Raw genomic sequence first — 18068 nt, forward strand, 5'->3', positions numbered from 1 at the left:
AACGATGCATCGCCGATGGTAGTGTGGAGTTTCTCCATGTGAGAGTAGGTCATCGCCAGGCTTGAAAACCAAAACACCCTGATCGGATCCCGGTCAGGGTGTTTTACTTTGTGCGCTTTAGGCACTCACACCTGGGCTGGCCCGGCCAGTCTGTTTGGTATTCCAGCGTACCGGGTCGGCCGGGGTACGAGCAGGTCGTCATCTGGTTCTGAAAAGCCCCCCGCAACCTCCGCTGTGGGGTTTTGGTGTTGACAGCTTTCTCAATACCCTCCTGTATCTATTCAATGCATTCGAGTTGATGTAGCCTTGTGGCTCAATTCACAGTGTGAGGTAAGAGAGATGATTGGATATGTAACTATCGGCGTGAATGATATGGAAAAAGCCAAGGCTTTTTATTCCGAGCTTCTCGCTGACCTTGGGGCCTCAGTTATTCTCGATATGGATCGCATAGCTTTCCTCGGCACCGGCATGGACGCTCCTATGTTGGCTGTTTGCGTGCCCCACAATGAAGGTGATCCGCAGCCGGGCAATGGCAACATGATTGCAATCACTGCTCCCAGTAAAGAGAAGGTGGATGAGTTGTATCACAAGGCCATTTCTCTGGGCGGTAGCTGTGAGGGTGAGCCGGGCCAACGAATCCCGGATATGTTCTACGGGGCTTACTTTCGGGACCCGGACGGCAACAAAGTAGCCTTTTACGTCTTTGGCTAAGCTTGCATCACGTTAGTTTTGAAAAAGGGCCGGCAGGCCCTTTTTTGTGAATAGGCGACTGTGACCATGGCCTGTGAGTTACAGAGCAGGACCTGCCTCTGGCTGCTCCTGCTTGTTGTGTCTCCTATCTGGGCGGAAGTCCCCGAATCTCGCTACGAGCGCACTGTTGTCGCACTGCAGACGGCAGAGCCCACGGTGCGTAAGCGCTTCGCGCGAATTGCATTGTTTGAATTAGCGGGCATCTACCTCGCCGAGGCCGACCTGGCGCGAGCGGAAGCCGAAGCCTCGGCAAAGAGCCGCAGACTCATTGCCTGGTCGCAGGCGGTCAGCCGATATGCAGATGGCCTTTTCTTGTTGCTGGAAGAGATAGAACAGGGCGCTACGGTGAGCCTTCGACTTAACGATAAGGAGGTTCCTTCCATCGCCGTTGATAATCGCACGATTATGCTTGCTCATCCGCGACGCGATCAACAGGCAGCTTATGAGCAAGGGGTGCTGGCAGAGTTCTGCACTCATAGCATTTGCCGTGAGTTGATCGCGCAGGACGAGCAAAAGCCGATTCCTGTATCCCAGAACACGGTCGCTCCTGACTGGGTGTTCAGCAAGGCGGGGCTTCGCTGCGACTATCGTGGCCTGCAGATCAGTTTCCGTCCGGGAGGGCAAATGGCCGCGCAGAAGGCTCTGTGTACGCAGTTGATGGAGGAGGCGGAAATGCTCGCTACCGAAATCGCCTGGCAGCAGCGTCATAGCGTTGCCATCAACTGGGACGGCATGCTTATCAAGTCTACACCGGGCAAGACGGCACACCTGGTCACTATCAACGACGCCGGAGACTCCTTGTTGCTTTCCTTGCCGCTTATGCACAGCGCACCGGACCTACTGAGGCAAGTCACACCCTGGTTACAAAACCGATTCTTGCCAGACGGCCAAGTTACCCTGGAACTGGATGCAGCAGATCTGGGCTGGGAGTGATCAGGCTTTCTTTTTCCGCCGTGCCCGCGGCTTTTCCTTTAAAAAAGTAGCTTGCTCCAATTCATCATAGGACTCGACCAGGCACTGCTTGTAAAAGTCCGGGTCAGGCATCATCTCCCGGCATGAGAGGAAGTTGATAGAAATCAGTCCCATCCCGCTTATCACCGCGTGGAACAGGCCGCTCATGTCCACCAGCGGCCCCAGGCCCATGAGCATATGCACCCTTGCACCTGCCAGATAGAGGGGCGCCTGTGGTCCCGGCACATTGGAGATTACCGTATGGATCGGCATCGGCAGGGAGTCCCGGTCGGCGGCTAATGTTGCTGCGCGTATGGTGATGTTGGCAAACTGCGGCCACAGGCTGCGGGTGACATCCATCATTACTCCGGTGCCGACAACCTGTGATGTCTCCTTGGAATTCAAGGAGTTGTGATAGACCGCTTGTAGGCGCTGGACGGGATCTTCTATATCGGTCGCCATGTCGATGGTCATGACGCCGACCTGGTTTCCTTTAGACTCGCTATTGCGTTCCTGGCGTACATTAATGGGTGCAGCGCAGCTGAGACTGTGCTCCGGCAGCTCGCCCCTGGCGTCCAGATATTTGCGCATAGCTCCACTGACCACGGTAACGATCACATCGTTGATGGTCGTTCCGGGAACGCATTGGCGTATCTTCTTGATGCGCGGCAGCTCCATAACCAGAGTGTCGGTAACCCGGTGTGAACTGACGCGGGCATTGAAGCGGGTCTTCTGCCTGGAAACTTCGTGCTCCTCGCTACCGCGCTCCTCGCTGAGGCGATTTGCTTTGCGCACGTTTGGAATCAACTCGCTAACGGTAGTGATGAGGCGTACCGGGCGTTTAAGGTTGTTGATATAGGCATTGGTCCAGACTTCGCGCAGGGGAGGGGGGGCCTCCCCCTGCCAGTCATCGTCGGGGGTTGGCAGCGGCGTATCCGGTTCAGGGCTATGTATCGCCGAGATAATCTCTGCGCCGGAGACACCGTCTATTGCCGCGTGGTGAATTTTTAGCATAATCGCGAAGCTGTTTGCGGGTAGGCCCTCCACCTCGTTGAGGCCTTCAATGACGTATGCTTCCCAGAGAGGGCGGCGCATGTCCAGGCCGCGGGCATGCAACCTGGCCATGAGTATGCACAGCTGCCGCCAGTCACCCGGATGAGGCAGGGCAATGTGGCGTACGTGGAATTCCAGATCGAAGTCCGCGTCTTCAATCCAGTAAGGGGTATCAAAACCCAGCGTGCCGCCAGTCAGCTTGCGTCGAAAAATCTTTGATTTATGCAGATTACAGCGAAAGACCTCCAGGATGTCCTTGAAGCGGACATTACCCCCTGGAGCCATCGACTGATCATAGAATATAACTGGCGTGATGTGCATGGGAGTGCGATTGCTCTCCATTTGCACAAATGTGTTGTCTACCTCGGTCAGCTGTTCCATAACCGTTCTCCCTATTGTCGCCAGTCAGCTCGACTTTGCACCTATCGGGTCTGCTGTGCAAGTGGACGCTGGGCAATAGTGCGGCGTACAGGTAGCGCCAGCCCTTGCATCCTGGTTAACAGGGTGAATGCCCCGGGCATTCAGAGGCAAGTGTAAGAGACTATTTTTGCCTGGCGTTGGCAAACGCCGCCGCGAGCGCCGTGTTCGAGGGCTGCTTGTTTTCTCGCGGCGGCTGCCGGTTGCGATCGGGCCGGGGACCGCGTCCCTGGTTCTCACGCTTGCCGGCATGGTCTCCGGCCTTGTCATTGAGGCGCATGGACAGTCCTATTCGCTTGCGGGCCTCGTCGACCTCCATCACCTTCACGCGCACAATGTCTCCTGCCTTGACCACGTCCCGCGGATCCTTGATGAACTTCTCCGCCAGGGCAGAGATGTGCACCAGCCCGTCCTGGTGCACGCCGATATCCACAAATGCGCCGAAGTTGGTAACGTTGGTAACGGTTCCTTCCAGGACCATGTCCGGCTGCAGGTCGGATATTTTTTCTACACCTTCCTGGAATTCCGCCATCTTGAACTCGGGGCGGGGGTCGCGCCCCGGCTTGTCCAGTTCGGCGATAATGTCGCGCACTGTCGGCAGGCCAACCTCATCGCTGGTGTAGTCAGCAGCATTGAGACCGCGTAGAAACGCGCTGTCACCGATAACAGCGCTGATGTCCCGGGATTCACGTGCCGCGATCTGCTCGACTACACCATAGGATTCCGGATGTACTGCGGAAGCGTCGAGCGGGTTTCTGCCGCCATTGACGCGAAGGAAGCCCGCGGCCTGCTCAAAGGTTTTGTCACCGAAACGGCTGACTTTGAGTAGGCCTCTGCGGTCGGCGAAGCTGCCCTGCTCGTCGCGTAAGTGCACGATATTGTTGGCAATGCTCTGGTTCAACCCGGATACTCTGGCCAGCAGCGGCACCGAGGCAGTGTTCACATCGACCCCGACGGCGTTCACGCAATCTTCCACTACCGCGTCCAACTGCCTCGCCAGTTGTACCTGGCTGACATCGTGCTGGTACTGCCCCACACCAATGGACTTGGGTTCGATCTTCACCAGTTCCGCGAGTGGATCCTGAAGTCGGCGGGCGATGGAAATAGCGCCGCGAATGGTCACGTCCAGGTCGGGGAATTCCCGGGAAGCAAACTCTGACGCAGAGTAAATTGAAGCACCCGCTTCGTTCACCATGACCTTGCGACAGTTCAGCTCCGGGTTGGCCTTGAGCAGGTCGCCGACGAATTTGTCGGTTTCCCTGCTGGCGGTGCCATTACCGATGGCGATCAACTCGATATTGTATTGCCTGATCATTTTCAGCAGAGCCTCTTCCGCCGCCTGCAAACGCTTCTGTGGTGGATTGGGGAAGATCGCGCCGTGGTCCAGTACCTTTCCATTAGCGTCTATCACGGCCAGTTTCACGCCTGTGCGCAGGCCGGGATCAAGACCAACGGTAGCTTTCTGTCCAGCCGGCGCTGCCAACAAAAGATCCTTGAGATTGGTGGCAAACACTTCAATGGCCTCTTGCTCGGCGCGCTCTCGCAGTTGGCCAAGCAGGTCGGTCTGCAGGTGGGTCAGTAACTTGACCCGCCAGGTCCAGCGCACCGCTTCGCGCAGCCACTTGTCTGCGGCGCGCCCCTTGTCCTCGATGCGCCAGTGCTCTGCGACCATCGCTTCACAGGGGTGCGCATCAGTGGGCTTCTCATCCGCATGCATGACCAGAGAGAGGTTGAGAATGCCCTCATTGCGGCCGCGGAACATGGCGAGGGCGCGATGTGAAGGCGTTTTCGCCAGTGGCTCTATATGCTCGAAGTAATCACTGAACTTGGCCCCTTCCCGTTCCTTGCCGGCGACCAGGGCCGAGGAGAGCTGTACATTCTCCATGAGAAAAGTACGCAGACGTGCAAGCAGATCCGCATCTTCGGAAAAGCGCTCCATGACAATCTGTCGGGCCCCATCCAGCACCGCCTTGGTATCAGCGAAACCTTCATCAGCATTGATATACTGCCCGGCGATATCCTCGGGATGTTGCTCAGGGTTGTCCAGCAGGCTGTCTGCCAGGGGTTCCAGGCCGGCCTCCCGGGCTATTTGCGCTTTGGTGCGGCGCCGTGGTTTGTAGGGGAGATACAAGTCCTCCAGGCGGTTTTTGGTATCCGCCTCCTCGATGGACTTCTTCAGGCCGTCGCTGAGTTTTCCCTGTTCGTCGATGCTCGCAAGAATTGTGCGACGGCGCTCCTCCATCTCCCGCAGGTACTGCAGGCGCTCTTCCAGGTGTCGCATCTGGCTGTCATCCAGCGCACCGGTGACCTCCTTGCGATAGCGGGCGATAAAAGGAACGGTGGCTCCCTCGTCCAATAGCTTTATTGCTGCATTCACCTGTGCTTCGCGCACGGTCAGTTCTTCCGCGATGCGCTGGGAGATAGTCTTCATAATGGGTCTTATATCTTTAGGGGGAGAATCATGTGATGACTGGGTGGGGGCCCATTATGCGACAGGCCTGGCGGCATTACGATATGGCAATTCGCGGTAAAGTGTGTATGCGCGATGCTAGGTGTGGAACTGGCGAATTGCCTTGAGTAATTGGCGGCAGGTCACCTGGCCGATCAATACGCCATTTTCTACCACGGGTCGCCGGCGTTTGTTCTTGGCCAGCATATCCTGGGCGACATCAATGATGTCTTCTTCGGGATGGGCGACAACGAGGTTGTCAGAGGCCATATGGTCAGCGACCATGCCCAGTTCGGTGTCGTTATAAAACGAACCCACTGTGGCCCGTAGACAGTCCAGTTCAGACAGGATACCGACCAGGTTCTCACGCTCGTCCACCACGCAGACACCGGAGACTTTGTTATCAATAATCACCTGCATGGCTTCGAGGATGCCGTCGTTGGGCCGTACTTTCGCCGGGTTAATAAGCATATAATCGCGGAGTTTGACGGATTTGGGCATTGGGTCGACCTCTTGTGCTGCTATTACAGAGTATAGACTCTTCCCTGTGCGGAATTCCAAGTAAGAATGATAATTTCCTGAGGCTCCCCGGATGAAAACGCTCAACCTGTTGCGTCACGCCAAATCGTCATGGGACCAACCCGGGCTCGCCGATCGTGAACGCGGGCTGAACAAGCGGGGCAGGAGGGACGCACCGCGCATGGGCCGTGCACTGGCGGCAAGGCTGCCGGCTGCGGTGATCTCGGTCAGTACGGCACGGCGGGCCCAGCTAACCCTTGCGGGGCTGTGCGATGCCTGGCCTGCAATCAGTGAGCTACCACATCAAACGGATGAGGATCTCTACACCTTCTCAGGCGATGAGCTTGCGTACTGGATCAGCGCACAGGATGATGGCCTTACCTCGCTGTTTATAATTGGTCATAATCCTGCACTGACCGTGCTCATCAACGATCTTGTGGGTGAACCTGTGCTCGATAACCTGCCCACCGCGGGCTACGCGCAGCTGACTCTGGACATCGATTGTTGGGGCGACCTGCGAGCAGGCTGCGGACGACTCATCGAGGTCCTGCTTCCGCGCACCCTGGAGGGAATATGATGTCAATGAACGCTGGCCGGCTCATCGGCCTGCTGATGCTGCTGGCGTCTGCCAGCCCTTTGTCTTTGCAGGCTGGCCCGGCCGAGCGGCTGGCCGAGGCAGTAACCTTTCGCACGGTAAGTTCGCAGGATCCTGCCGCAGTCGATTATGCGGTGTTTGGTGAATTCAACGCCTTTCTTCGCACAAGCTACCCAGAGGTCTTTTCAAGTCTGCAGGTAGACACGGTAAACGATTACAGCCTGATGTTTACATGGCCGGGTAGCGATGCCGATGCCGGGGCAATCCTGTTTACCGCGCATACCGATGTGGTCCCGGTTGAGCCCGGTACCGAAAATGACTGGACCCATCCAGCATTCGCCGGGGTAATTGAAGACGGTGTCATTTATGGTCGCGGAACGCTTGACGACAAGGTCGGTGTGATCAGTTTGCTGGAAGCGGTTTCTGCCCTGCTGGCAGACGGTTTTCAGCCACGAAGAACCGTCGTCATGGCATTTGGTCATGACGAGGAGGTCAGCGGTAACCAGGGCGCGGCAAAGCTCGCCGAGCTGATGCGCGAGCGGGGGATGTACTTTGACTGGATGGTAGACGAAGGCGGGCTTGTGGTTACCGGTAGTCCAGTACTTCCAGAGCGACCGCTGGCTATGATCAACGTGGCCGAAAAAGACTACCTCACACTCATTCTGGAGGCGACGGGAGAGGGTGGGCACTCTTCTCAGCCGCCGGTGGAGAGCACAATCGGACGGCTTTCCCGGGCCCTGGTGAAGGTCGAGGATAACCCCTTCCCCGCGCAAATTGTTGCTCCAGTCGATGCCATGCTGGAGGCCTTGGCCCCTTATTCGGAGCAGCCCAGGAAATGGATAATGGAGAACCTCTGGTTAACCAGCCCCCTGGTTGCAAGCCAGTTGGCAGATGATCCGGCCAGCAGTGCCATGGTGCGCACGACCACCGCGCTGACCATGTTCAATGCCGGTGTAAAAGAGAATGTCGTGCCGCAACGGGCGGAGGCGAGGATTAATTTCCGCCTGCTGCCGGGAACGACTGCCGAGATGGTTATTGATCGTGTCACCGAGCTTATTGATGATCCGCAGGTCACCATCCGCCATGAGCCCTGGAACAACCGGCCCGGCGTGGCGGATCACGAAGGGGAGGGCTTCAAGGTTCTGGCCGAGGCGGTTTCCGCTGTTTACCCCGATGCAGTATCGGTCCCTGCTTTACTGGTGGCGACGACTGATACCCGCCACTACAGGAACCTCGCCGATGACCATTATCGCTTTCACGGCATGCGTATGCCGTTGCAGCTTGTGGGCGGCATCCATGGCACCGATGAACAGATCGGGGTAGAGAGCTTCACCAACACGATACGTATCGCCGAGGAGTTTATACGCAACGGGTCCAGGTAATGCCGGGGTCAGCGCCTCTGCGTTCCTGCAAGTCCCCGCGATGCGTCACTGCGGAAAGGATGATAGGCTTCGCGGATTCACTATTCAAAAACGGAGTCTGACTATGCGCATTGCCCTGGCCGCGCTTCTATTACTCATGCTTGCGGGTTGCCAGACGCGACCCGCGCCCAGCCTGGTGACCCAATGCGAAGAACCACGTCCTCAGGTATGCACAATGGAGTACTCTCCGGTGTGCGCGGACCTGGTGGCAGGTGGCAAGGCACACTATTCTTCCGGCTGTAATGCCTGTGCCGACGATGCGGTAGGCGGCTATCTGCAGGGGGAGTGTCCCGAGTGACCCTCACCAATCGCATACTTCTCGCCATGGTGGCGGGTATCGCCACCGGCTCGGTACTTAATCTGTTGCTTCATGCACCCGGTGTAGGCGAGGCGGTCAAAACTTTCGCGGATGCCTATCTGGTAAACGGGATTTTCGACGTCGTGGGACGCATCTTCGTTGCCTCTCTCAAACTCCTGGTTGTGCCGCTGGTCTTGGTGTCCTTGATCTGTGGTGCCTCTTCTCTGGGCGACAGCGCACGCATGGGCCCCATCGCGTTGAAAACACTGGGCTTCTACCTGGTAACGACGGCTATCGCTATCAGTCTGGCATTATTTTTTGCCGTACTGGTCAGTCCAGGCTCGGGTGTCGAAATGGCGGGGAGCGCGAGCTTTCAGGCCAGGGAAGCGCCTCCGCTCGCGGACGTTCTGGTAGACATCTTTCCCTCTAACCCGGTGCAGGCGATGGCCGAGGGAAAGATGCTGCAGATCATCGTATTCGCCCTGTTGTTCGGCTATGCGATTTCCCACGCGGGTGAACCCGGGCGGCGCCTGGCCAGTTTCTTCCGTGATATGGACGCGGTGATCATGAAGATGGTGGAGATCCTCATGGCGCTGGCACCCTATGGCGTCTATACATTGCTCTCCAAACTGTTTGCCAACCTGGGTATTAGCGCGATTCTCGATCTCGCTGCCTATGTGTTTACCGTAATTGGCGTGCTTCTGCTGCATGCGTTGGGCGTGTACAGCCTGTTGCTGAAGGGCCTGGCGCGAGTGTCGCCGGCGATGATGATCCGCAAGATGAGACCGATTTGGGCGTTTGCTTTCAGCACCGCATCCTCAGGTGCCACCTTGCCCATCACCCTGCGCACAGTCGAAAAACGCATGGGTGTGCACAACTCCGTGGCCGGCTTTACTGTGCCTCTGGGTGCCACCATCAACATGGATGGCACTGCGATTATGCAGGGGGTGGCCACAGTCTTCATTGCCCAGGTCTATGGTGTTGACCTGACCATGGGTAATTATATTACCGTGATTCTTACCGCAACCCTGGCTTCGATTGGTACTGCGGCCGTGCCCGGCGTGGGGTTGATAACACTGGCGCTGGTGCTGGAGCAGGCCGGTTTGCCTGTCGAGGGCATAGCGTTGATTATTGGCGTGGATCGCCTGTTGGATATGGTGCGAACCGCTGTCAACGTGACCGGTGATGCAACTGTGGCGGTGATTGTGGGTAAGAGTGAAAAGCAGTTCAATCAGGAGGTGTTCGACGACCCGCTCGCGGACCAACACGACGATGCGGACTCCCCTGCCTTACTTAAAACCTTGTAGTCAAAGGTGCCACAGCTGGTTTCCAGCCTGTGGTATCCTCTCGGCCCCTTGACCAGCAACCAGAGCTCCTGACATGTCTATTCAGTGCACCATCGTGCCGGTGACGCCCTACCAGCAGAACTGTTCCGTTATCAAATGCCAGGCGACCGGCAAGGCCGCCATCGTCGACCCGGGTGGCGATGTGGAGCGCATTCTGGAGGCGGTAGCGAAGATGGAGGCCACGGTAGAGAAGATTATTCTCACGCATGCACATATGGACCATTGCGCCGCGGCAGACGTAATCCGGCAGCAGCTGAAGGTGCCCATAGAGGGCCCCCACAAGGCCGATGAGTTCTGGCTGGAGAAGTTACCCGAGTGGTGCCAGATGTCCGGCTTTCCACATGCCGATGCATTTGTCCCGGACCGTTGGCTGGACGACAACGAAACGGTAAGCGTTGGTGCGCAAACACTTCAGGTCGTGCATTGCCCTGGCCACACACCGGGTCATGTCGTGTTTTACTACCAACCCCAGAATGTTGCCTGGGTGGGTGATGTGATTTTTCAGGGTTCCATCGGGCGCACTGATTTCCCCAAGGGCAATCACGATGACCTGGTCGCCAGCATCCGCGAAAAGCTGTTCCCCCTTGGCGATGATATTACCTTTATTCCCGGCCATGGCCCCACTTCCACTTTCGGTCAGGAACGCCGTAGCAATCCATTTGTGGCAGATGCCCGCTATGGCTGAGCTACCCGAGGACCGCGAGACTCTCCTGCGACGTGAATATGTCAGTCAGACCGCGCGTATCAATTGGCATGACCTGCAGACTTACTATGCCCATGGCAGCGTAGTGGCAGTCAGCGCAGAACTGGATCTGGTGGAGGTGGCGGTGCAACTGGGACTGGATAATACACAACAGTTCCAGCAGTGGATCGCCGCGCAGCAGGTGTCGCCGGTGCAGGATGAGCAGGCGCTGGACTGGTATGAAACCAGGCAATCGCTGTGGGCTGTGGTCGCTCCCCCCTGGGTACTGGTGCAGCAGCGGGACTAGCCCAGGGGCAGTCTGCCAGGCCTCGGTGTTGCTACCTGATAACTTTGATCCAATCGCCGGTTCGTGGCTCACCCCGTGGGTACATCCCGTTAAGCAGGCGCAGTTGCGACTCCGCGTTGGGAATGCGAATGCTGGCGGCAATGCTGGCAAAGGTTGCTCCCCTGGGTACCTGCAGATATTGCACGTAACGTGGCGTCCCGGCCTGCCGCTCCTTGGGGTGGGTAGGGCGGAAACTCTGGATTATCTGTAGCAGCACCGCATCATCGGTTGCGGAATTCGTTGCCTGGCCTTCCAGCAGATAAGTATAGTTATAGTCGATTACGGCCAGGCGTTTGCTTGCACCGGCACTGCGGGCGATCGCCGTGTAGCCCTTGAGCCCCGCCTGATCCAGTTCCTGCCCGCTTTCCAGGTCGCCCCTGGCGCTAGCGCGCAGGACTGACTCCGGGGAGGCGTTGTTGTCCCGCCTGCGCAAGGTGATGGTCAATGACGCGCTACCATCGGGCGCCGTGGCAACCACCGCACGGCTCCCGGACTCTACAGTCCAGCCTTCCGGGTGCTCGAAGGTGAATGCCAGCTTGCTGTGGTAATAGCGATTTTCTTCCCGCTGGCCCTGTACGCTTTTACCCCACACCAGTCCGTTAATATGGCTGCGAAACTCGCCAGGTTGCTCCGGGCTCTCGACATACTCGTCCAGTTCCAGTTCGCCTGCCGCGCCAATAACGGTTTGCAGGCGTTTGTCGTTGCGCGGATGGCTGGCGTAGAGCCCATGATACGTGCCGGCGGGTTTGCCGGTAGCCTTGGCCTGCGCACGCTGGAACTGTTCTTGATCCTTCAGCACACCGATGACCTGCAGCAACGCCTGTGGATCATAGCCGGTCCGGTGCATGTACTCCGCGCCCAGCCGGTCTGCTTCCAGTTCCATGTCCCGGCCATATCCGCTGATCAATTCGGTGCCATACATGGTTGAGGCGTCCGCCACGTCGGCGCTGCCGGTAAGAATATAGGCAGTGACGGCGACCACCTTGTTGGTAATGTCGGCTCTGCCACGACGACTGTGATGGCTGGCGGTAACGTGGCCAATCTCGTGGCCCAACACACCAGCCAACTCTTCCTCTGAGTCGAGGAAGGGCAGTAATCCGCGGCTTATGTAGATATAGCCACCCGGTGCGGCGAAGGCGTTAATTACTTCCGAGTCCAGCACGGTGAAGGTGAATTTCTGGCCGGGATCGTCGGCATTGGCTGCCAGTGCCTGGCCTACACGATTGACGTAAGCCTGCAGTTCAGGGTCATCGTAAACCTGCCCGGCCTCTACGATTTTCTGGTGGGCTTCTTCTCCTTTGTTGGCCGCAGTGGCAAGGCTGGCTTGCAGAACCAGTAGGGAGCTGAAAAAAAGGCAGGCCAGGCGCATGTCAGGCTATCTCGGTCAGTACTCGCTGGAAAGAAACTGTAGCAACTGATCGCCAATACCGTCGCAGGCCGTGCCCTGCACGGGTGCAATGATAGGAATAGGTACTATCACAGCTGGCATGTAGGACTGGCCGGTAGCGGTAGTGTTGACCCGGCCCACCTCGGCCCTGTCGGTAAAGTCCCAGATCACCGCCTCGTAGTCTGAGTCATTGCTCCATGTGCCAAAGCCAAAGCAGCCGGCGCCTCCCGGCCCGATACCGCAGGTCATGGAACCGGCGGAGTCGGAACGGACTGTCACCCCGTCTACCCAGATCATGTATTCGGTCTTCAACTCAAGCATGCGTTGCGCCACGGGATCCTGTTCCAGCAGGCGTTCTATATCGGCCGGATGCAGCGGCGCGGTGCGGGGTTCGAACCAGGGATATAGCGCGTTAACGAAATCAATTTCGTTGATTACGGTAATGGACTTATCCCGGCTCGAAATATGATCACCGACGCACTCTATAAAGTCCGGCTCGGTCTCGTAGTCGCTGGCGTGGCGACGACCAAGAATGACCACAGTGGAGTCGCCGATACCTTCTGTCGGTTCGTTGAATACCATTTCATCCACGGTAGAGGTGACGCAGCCCGAGGTAAGCAGGGCCGCGGTGAATACGCCAAGGGCGGCAATCAGTCGATATGGCCATGGTGCTTTCACTTTGGACTTATGCAAGCTGATCATGGTGTCGCGGCCTCCATTACGGTTTCAGCGGTGGGCGCCCTGGTAGCTCGCTTCGCCGGCGCCCTGCGACGGCCCTCCATCCATGCTGCGACGTCGGGGACGCGAGTGAAACTGGTGGCAAAGTTTGCGCCTGCATCGCGCAGGGCCATCACTGCCGCCAGGTTGACCGCCGCCTGGTCACTGCGCAGGAAAGCGGTAGGCGTTTTGCCATAGGAGGGCATGGTCCACTCAGCAATGGGCTTGCCGCTGGTAGTGACCAGCTGGAACCGGTAACGCATCCAGATTTCGTAGACCTTGACATTGGTGTGCTGGGGAATGGCGTACTGCAGCTCATCGACAAAAGGAATCAACACCGCATCGACAACCGGATTCATCTGTTGCGGCGAGGGTTCACCCTTCATGGGTACCAGCTCTGTGAACATGCCCTTGAGCAGGGTATCCCACATGGACACCTGGGCTTCACCGGTGTTTACCACCCAACTGGACTCTGAGCGGCTCTTGGCTTCATCGAAAAACTCATGCGTGGCGAATTCCTCGGGATACCAGATGCCCAGCTTCAATGGCACAGGCTCCATCAGTGGCGCGGGAAAACTGCCCTCTACCTTTACGCGGGTGGGGCCGCAGCCGGTAAGCAGTGCTACGACCAGTAGTGCAACCAGCAGGCGCAGGTCAGGGGCGGTAATCACTGAGGGCAACAAAGGTTCCTCCATTGCGATAGGCTAGCTCTCGCATTAGTGTAGCGAAGCGAATGCCTGTCGTCTGCAAATGTGGTGCGCGAATAAACTGTACGGGGAAACCGACGCCGTGTATGCGTACCAGGCGGTCGCCGTTGGCGTCCTCACGATTTATACGATCCACCGTCGCGACTACCGAGGCGATGGACTCGCCGGTGAATTCATCGCCAAATACATACAGGCTGATTTTCTTGCCCGGGTCGTAAAAGGTGCGAATGGCGGCGGTGATGCCCTCCACTGGACTTGAGTTGCTGAACACATTCCAGCTGCGCAGGTTCTGCATGATTACATTGCGCCGGCCCGGTGTATCGGGAATCCACTGCCCGCGATAACGGCTGAACATGTACTGGCCCATGTCATTCATCACCTGTATGCCCTTTACTTCCGGATAGATGCTCAGGGTGGCCTCAACCTCCTGGATCATCCGTTCCCATGCGTAGGAGAACATGGAACCGGACGTGTCAATGATGAAGATGATGTACTCGCTGTCTACCGGTATACCGCCGATGAGGTTGTTTTTGGACTGGTACTGGCTGCCTAGCAAGCGCTTCATCTCCGCGCTCAACTGTTGGCGGGCGATGGCCAGTTGCTCGTTGATTATGTCGTTGCTGTTAGTCTCGACCTGAATGCTGTCGTAGCGCGAGCGCGCATTGGCCAGCTGTCCACGAAGTATGGCGATTCGCTCAAGGTGCTCTGAAAGCTGCTCCTGCCTGGCGTTGAGGTCGCGGTTAAGCACCACAGACTCACCGCGCATTTCATGGATTTGCTCCTGTAGATTCGCCAGCTTGCCCTCAAGGTTGATCGTAGATGCCTCAATGATCTGCGGTTGCACGGTTTTAGTGATCATTAACAGCAGGATCACGGCACCGAAGCCACAGCAGATTACGTCGAGGAACGACAGGGAAAACTGCTCTGTAGCGCGACGGCGGGGCATCAGGGCCAGTCCTTGGAGGGGCTCAGGAAAGAGCCCTGGCTGACCTGGGCCAGCTGCCAGAATTCTGACGCGGCCATGGGATCGCCCTCCATAGGAGCGAGAATCACGTTAACGGGTACGCCGCCCGGTAGCTGGCGCACCGCGTCGCGATAAAACTTCTGTCGCTCCCGGCCGCTAACCTTTGTGCCCCGGGGGGGATTGGTGCCCTGGGTGGGCAGACCGTCGGTAATCAGGAAAATGTTGTCTGGCGAGGGTGAAAGTTGCTGCAGTGCGATGAAAGCGTTTTCCAGACTGGTGCCACCACTGGGTACTATTTTGCGCAAGGCAGCGGAAACTCCCTCCAGTTGCGACTGGTCTGCCACTTCCAGCCACTTGCCCTCGGTACCGGCGAGTGCCGGCGCGGCCTGCGTGTTGAAGGTGATCACCTGGTAGTCTGAACTGACTGGCAGCTGCGCAGTGAGCCAATCCACGGTGTTGAGGGCGCGGGTCCATTTATCCGCCGCGCGCTGCACATCTTCGCCCATATTGCGCAGGCGGATAATGTTCACCAGGCGATCGGCCAGCATGCTGGAGGAAACATCCAGCAGAATAGCGATACGGCGGCCACCCAGGTTCAGGCCGGTGAGGTACTGTCGGTTGCCCTCACCGACGAAAGTGCGGGCGCTGTTGCCGCCGTCTTCCGGCGCCGATTCACGCAGCTTCTTTACCTCGTCTTCCAGGGAGCGTATCTCCGCTTTTAGCTGCTCGATGTCAGCGTCCTCGGTATACCCCTCTGCACGCAGTGACTGGATCAGCGCCTCATATTCGCTGATGTCTTCGGTAATACGGGTTGCCCTGCCCTGTGCTTCAACCATCTGCAGGTCCACGTCAGACAAGGTATTACGCAGTTTTACCAGTCCCTCCCGACCGTGGGTCACTTCCTCTTCCAGGAGGTCAACCTCGGAGAGCAGGTCGCGGTTGAGGTCTTCAGTGTGTACCGCCATGGAGTGATCGATGATCAGGAATACCAGCACCACCGCGCCAAAGCCGCAGGACATAACGTCCAGGAAGCTGAGGTTGAAGGTGGTGAACTCGCGTTTCTGTTTCCTGGGCATGACCTTGCTACCCGTAACCGGATGGCCTGTCGACCTGGCACCTGATCACGACTTGACCTCGATCAACAGTGCTTCGCCTTCAGGCAACGTAATGCGGTCTCCCACGGCCAGCAGGGTACCGCCGGCGGCGCTCTGTCCATTTACCGCGATCGAGTCGCTCAATTCCCAACCGGAAGCGCCGTCAACGACGTTCACTCCCGTGGCGATACGCAGGCCATCGACCAGAGGGCGGGCTATGGCCCCGGAGAGCAAGTGACTGGGCCTTGCCACCGGCACAGGTTTCATTAATGTCGGCTCAATGGGCGCCACTGTCTGCTGCTCATCGCCAGCCAGGCAGGGCAGGCGGGTGACAAAGCTGACAGGGCCGTCGCGCTGCACCAGGTGGTCCCCGTGTCGCAGCGCCGCCCGCCATAGTTCATCGGCAGCAGCGACCTGCAGTTGGGCGAAGCTGTCTTGCAGGCCGGGCAGCAGTGCCACCAGCGGGTCGGCAATGATGTGGTCTGTTGGTTGCCTGTCGCCCATCGCCTCTGCTATGGCGGTGATCAGGCGCTGTCCCGCCGCAGTCATATCCGTGGCGGAAACCCTGGCGCGATAGCCATTGATCTCGATGTTTGTTTCCGGTTGTGCAGCCAGTGACTGCAGCGCTGTCGGCAGCGCATCATAAAGGTGTTGTTCAGTACCTGCCTTGCGTCTCGGGTCAAAGCGTGTCTGGCGAATAAATGCGCTGGCGGCGACCTCCACCAAACGTTCCTGCAGTTGCAACATGCCACAACCGGGCAGCGGCACAACGCGTTCAATGCTCACCTCGCTGCCGCTGTTCGTGACGATGGTGAGCAGCGCCTGGTGCAGTTGCAGCTCGAGATGGAACAGCCTGCCGGGACTCCCATAGAGGCTGCTGAGCAGGATGCTGCGATTGACCAGTCCAACCGCATTGAATGGACAGTGCTGTGCTATGCCCAGCAGCAGGCTCAATTGCTCGCGTTGCATACTGCCGGAGCAGGCCAGTACCAGTTCGTTGGGTTGACCGGCTTCCCGGTGGACCTGTTGCAGGTGAGCATGAACCAGGTCAGCACTGTGACGGGCAGGGCCCAGCGCAGGTTGTAGTGGCTCGGTGCTCAGCTGCCACCAGTAGCGGTTGTTGATATCCCGTGGTCGAAGTCTGGCGCTGCTGCGTGCCGCATTGCCGAAGCGGTAGTCGCTGCCATCAAGCAGGGCATACCCCGGACTCTGTACGGCGCTGTCTGCCCCCCAGAGCTGCAGGTTGCAGTCGTTGATGTCAAGCAGGGCAACGCTCATGATGAAACCAGGTGACGCAGCAGGCGCTTGTCGGCATAGCGTTGGCAGTCCAGTACCAGGCGCTCTTGCGACAGCTGCAACTGGTGCAGACAGAACATGATGATGATCGACAACACCAGGGCGACGAAAGTGCTGTTAAAGGCGACACCCAGGCTGACGGTAACGCCGCTGATGTCACCCTCAACAGCCTTGTAGGCCTGGCCCAGTGCTTCACCGATACCGCGCACTGTGCCGATAAAACCGATAGAGGGGATGGCCCAGGCGATATAGCGCACCATGGACAGCTCTGAATCGAGTCGGTCGGCTTCGATTTCACAGCTCTCCTTGATGGTGTCGGAAACAGCCTGAATGCTGCCGGTGGTGGCGAAGCGCTGCAGTGCGGAGAGCAGGGTGCGTGGCAGCAGGTAGTCCTGTTCGTTTTCCGGCAGGGCCTCCAGGGAGCGACTGTATTCCCGCGCATCCTCGGGCAGCACACTGGTGCCCTCGGGGATGTCCAGCAGGCGCCGGTTCAACAGGGACTGCTCATTGATCGTGCGCCTGCCCTTGTAGCCCATGATAGCCAGCGCCCATATCAGCAGTATGAAGCAGGCCTCCTGCTCAAGGTCGCGAATCACCACGGCGAAGCTGCGCTCCGGCACATAGTCCTCACCTGATTGCTGCAGCGCCATCTCCTTACGGATTTGTTCATCGGCGGCGGGACGGATGGCACCGACGTACACCGCATGTACCACGATCACTGCGATAAGCAGTGCGAACAGTTGGTAAATGAACTCGGATGACATCCGTTGCTTCATAGTCTGGTCCTAAATATCCACCGGGAAAGAGACGGAGAGATCCTCGGAAATCTGTTCCGAGGACTCGTAGTCGAAAGGGTCGCGCGAGGCGGCCACACTCGCGCCCCCAGCGGGCTCGTTGGTGGCAGGGGCTTGGTTCGCCTGTTCTGTTGCCGGGACAGCAGCCTGGTTGTCCGCGCCATTGTCGTCAGCATTTCCCGCCGACTCAGCCGTACTATTGACCGCATCCTGGGCATACAGGCGAGCGCCACCCAGCGACAGGGCCAGGCATGTGATTGCCACAATCAATCTGGTGGTCAT

General features: G+C 58.1%; 19 protein-coding genes. 8 read left to right on the plus strand and 11 right to left on the minus strand.

What is annotated here, in order from left to right; genetic code table 11:
- Positions 1-339 precede the first annotated feature (339 nt).
- Both C0039_RS12435 and C0039_RS12440 read left to right on the plus strand, forming a co-directional pair.
- On the plus strand, positions 340-711 hold the full coding sequence (locus tag C0039_RS12435) for a VOC family protein (RefSeq protein ID WP_075999334.1): 372 nt from the start codon (positions 340-342) through the stop codon (positions 709-711).
- A gap of 66 nt (positions 712-777) precedes the next feature.
- A complete protein-coding gene (locus tag C0039_RS12440) occupies positions 778-1683 on the plus strand; it encodes a hypothetical protein (protein WP_101518228.1) in 906 nt (301 codons plus the stop codon).
- On the opposite strand, the gene C0039_RS12445 is transcribed toward C0039_RS12440, so the two are convergent.
- The 3 genes from C0039_RS12445 to C0039_RS12455 all read right to left on the minus strand — a co-directional run bounded on the left by C0039_RS12445 (position 1684) and on the right by C0039_RS12455 (position 6121).
- Positions 1684-3135 carry a WS/DGAT/MGAT family O-acyltransferase gene (locus tag C0039_RS12445; protein WP_101518229.1) on the minus strand — a complete coding sequence of 484 codons (1452 nt, stop codon included), beginning with the start codon at positions 3133-3135 and terminating at the stop codon, positions 1684-1686.
- Positions 3136-3295: 160 nt separating this feature from the next.
- Positions 3296-5602 carry a Tex family protein gene (locus tag C0039_RS12450; protein ID WP_101518230.1) on the minus strand — a complete coding sequence of 769 codons (2307 nt, stop codon included), beginning with the start codon at positions 5600-5602 and terminating at the stop codon, positions 3296-3298.
- A gap of 117 nt (positions 5603-5719) precedes the next feature.
- On the minus strand, positions 5720-6121 hold the full coding sequence (locus C0039_RS12455) for a CBS domain-containing protein (RefSeq protein WP_075999330.1): 402 nt from the start codon (positions 6119-6121) through the stop codon (positions 5720-5722).
- A 91-nt stretch (positions 6122-6212) separates the two neighbouring features.
- On the opposite strand from C0039_RS12455, the gene C0039_RS12460 reads away from it, so the two are divergent.
- From C0039_RS12460 to C0039_RS12485, 6 genes are all read left to right on the plus strand, one after another.
- Positions 6213-6716, plus strand: a complete 504-nt coding sequence (locus C0039_RS12460) for a SixA phosphatase family protein (protein WP_101518231.1) — start codon at positions 6213-6215, stop codon at positions 6714-6716.
- A 5-nt stretch (positions 6717-6721) separates the two neighbouring features.
- Complete coding sequence (locus tag C0039_RS12465) at positions 6722-8116, plus strand: M20/M25/M40 family metallo-hydrolase (protein WP_165787120.1); 1395 nt, start codon at positions 6722-6724, stop codon at positions 8114-8116.
- Between the two features lie 103 nt (positions 8117-8219).
- Positions 8220-8453: a hypothetical protein gene (locus C0039_RS12470; RefSeq protein WP_075999326.1), complete on the plus strand. Its 234-nt coding sequence runs from the start codon at positions 8220-8222 to the stop codon at positions 8451-8453.
- The gene (locus tag C0039_RS12475) at positions 8450-9760 is read left to right on the plus strand and encodes a dicarboxylate/amino acid:cation symporter (protein WP_101518233.1); all 1311 of its coding nucleotides are present in this window, start codon (positions 8450-8452) and stop codon (positions 9758-9760) included. The genes C0039_RS12470 and C0039_RS12475 overlap by 4 nt, the downstream gene beginning before the upstream one ends.
- Before the next feature lie 73 nt (positions 9761-9833).
- Positions 9834-10484, plus strand: coding sequence for an MBL fold metallo-hydrolase (locus tag C0039_RS12480; protein ID WP_075999324.1), 651 nt, complete (start codon positions 9834-9836; stop codon positions 10482-10484).
- Complete coding sequence (locus tag C0039_RS12485; RefSeq protein WP_101518234.1) at positions 10477-10788, plus strand: DUF2288 domain-containing protein; 312 nt, start codon at positions 10477-10479, stop codon at positions 10786-10788. Before C0039_RS12480 ends, C0039_RS12485 begins: the two co-directional genes overlap by 8 nt.
- Before the next feature lie 31 nt (positions 10789-10819).
- Here C0039_RS12485 and C0039_RS12490 read toward each other — a convergent pair whose 3' ends face one another.
- The 8 genes from C0039_RS12490 to C0039_RS12525 are packed head-to-tail and all read right to left on the minus strand — an operon-like array spanning position 10820 to position 18068.
- Entirely contained in the window at positions 10820-12196 is a 1377-nt protein-coding gene (locus C0039_RS12490) for a M48 family metalloprotease (RefSeq protein WP_101518235.1), read from the minus strand.
- 15 nt (positions 12197-12211) lie between these two features.
- Positions 12212-12916: a hypothetical protein gene (locus C0039_RS12495; protein ID WP_084179323.1), complete on the minus strand. Its 705-nt coding sequence runs from the start codon at positions 12914-12916 to the stop codon at positions 12212-12214.
- Complete coding sequence (locus tag C0039_RS12500; protein WP_243391611.1) at positions 12913-13602, minus strand: hypothetical protein; 690 nt, start codon at positions 13600-13602, stop codon at positions 12913-12915. The genes C0039_RS12495 and C0039_RS12500 overlap by 4 nt, the downstream gene beginning before the upstream one ends.
- Complete coding sequence (locus tag C0039_RS12505) at positions 13586-14584, minus strand: VWA domain-containing protein (protein WP_101518236.1); 999 nt, start codon at positions 14582-14584, stop codon at positions 13586-13588. Before C0039_RS12505 ends, C0039_RS12500 begins: the two co-directional genes overlap by 17 nt.
- On the minus strand, positions 14584-15678 hold the full coding sequence (locus C0039_RS12510; RefSeq protein ID WP_101518237.1) for a vWA domain-containing protein: 1095 nt from the start codon (positions 15676-15678) through the stop codon (positions 14584-14586). The genes C0039_RS12505 and C0039_RS12510 overlap by 1 nt, the downstream gene beginning before the upstream one ends.
- A gap of 45 nt (positions 15679-15723) precedes the next feature.
- On the minus strand, positions 15724-16974 hold the full coding sequence (locus C0039_RS12515; RefSeq protein WP_101518238.1) for a hypothetical protein: 1251 nt from the start codon (positions 16972-16974) through the stop codon (positions 15724-15726).
- The gene (locus tag C0039_RS12520; protein ID WP_075999318.1) at positions 16971-17768 is read right to left on the minus strand and encodes a MotA/TolQ/ExbB proton channel family protein; all 798 of its coding nucleotides are present in this window, start codon (positions 17766-17768) and stop codon (positions 16971-16973) included. The genes C0039_RS12515 and C0039_RS12520 overlap by 4 nt, the downstream gene beginning before the upstream one ends.
- 9 nt (positions 17769-17777) lie before the next feature.
- Positions 17778-18068: a hypothetical protein gene (locus C0039_RS12525; RefSeq protein WP_075999317.1), complete on the minus strand. Its 291-nt coding sequence runs from the start codon at positions 18066-18068 to the stop codon at positions 17778-17780.

The organism is Pseudohalioglobus lutimaris (assembly GCF_002866825.1).
In the GTDB taxonomy this organism is placed as follows: Bacteria; Pseudomonadota; Gammaproteobacteria; order Pseudomonadales; family Halieaceae; genus Halioglobus; species Halioglobus lutimaris.

What these genes read in the sequence shown, in the direction of transcription:
- C0039_RS12480 (WP_075999324.1), top strand. Translation starts at nt 9,834, where the DNA reads ATGTCTATTCAGTGCACCATCGTGCCGGTGACGCCCTACCAGCAGAAC.
- C0039_RS12450 (WP_101518230.1), bottom strand. Translation starts at nt 5,602, where the DNA reads ATGAAGACTATCTCCCAGCGCATCGCGGAAGAACTGACCGTGCGCGAA.
- C0039_RS12465 (WP_165787120.1), top strand. Translation starts at nt 6,722, where the DNA reads ATGAACGCTGGCCGGCTCATCGGCCTGCTGATGCTGCTGGCGTCTGCC.
- C0039_RS12485 (WP_101518234.1), top strand. Translation starts at nt 10,477, where the DNA reads ATGGCTGAGCTACCCGAGGACCGCGAGACTCTCCTGCGACGTGAATAT.
- C0039_RS12470 (WP_075999326.1), top strand. Translation starts at nt 8,220, where the DNA reads ATGCGCATTGCCCTGGCCGCGCTTCTATTACTCATGCTTGCGGGTTGC.
- C0039_RS12510 (WP_101518237.1), bottom strand. Translation starts at nt 15,678, where the DNA reads ATGCCCAGGAAACAGAAACGCGAGTTCACCACCTTCAACCTCAGCTTC.
- C0039_RS12490 (WP_101518235.1), bottom strand. Translation starts at nt 12,196, where the DNA reads ATGCGCCTGGCCTGCCTTTTTTTCAGCTCCCTACTGGTTCTGCAAGCC.
- C0039_RS12455 (WP_075999330.1), bottom strand. Translation starts at nt 6,121, where the DNA reads ATGCCCAAATCCGTCAAACTCCGCGATTATATGCTTATTAACCCGGCG.
- C0039_RS12440 (WP_101518228.1), top strand. Translation starts at nt 778, where the DNA reads ATGGCCTGTGAGTTACAGAGCAGGACCTGCCTCTGGCTGCTCCTGCTT.
- C0039_RS12435 (WP_075999334.1), top strand. Translation starts at nt 340, where the DNA reads ATGATTGGATATGTAACTATCGGCGTGAATGATATGGAAAAAGCCAAG.
- C0039_RS12445 (WP_101518229.1), bottom strand. Translation starts at nt 3,135, where the DNA reads ATGGAACAGCTGACCGAGGTAGACAACACATTTGTGCAAATGGAGAGC.
- C0039_RS12495 (WP_084179323.1), bottom strand. Translation starts at nt 12,916, where the DNA reads ATGATCAGCTTGCATAAGTCCAAAGTGAAAGCACCATGGCCATATCGA.
- C0039_RS12505 (WP_101518236.1), bottom strand. Translation starts at nt 14,584, where the DNA reads ATGCCCCGCCGTCGCGCTACAGAGCAGTTTTCCCTGTCGTTCCTCGAC.
- C0039_RS12525 (WP_075999317.1), bottom strand. Translation starts at nt 18,068, where the DNA reads ATGACCACCAGATTGATTGTGGCAATCACATGCCTGGCCCTGTCGCTG.
- C0039_RS12515 (WP_101518238.1), bottom strand. Translation starts at nt 16,974, where the DNA reads ATGAGCGTTGCCCTGCTTGACATCAACGACTGCAACCTGCAGCTCTGG.
- C0039_RS12520 (WP_075999318.1), bottom strand. Translation starts at nt 17,768, where the DNA reads ATGAAGCAACGGATGTCATCCGAGTTCATTTACCAACTGTTCGCACTG.
- C0039_RS12460 (WP_101518231.1), top strand. Translation starts at nt 6,213, where the DNA reads ATGAAAACGCTCAACCTGTTGCGTCACGCCAAATCGTCATGGGACCAA.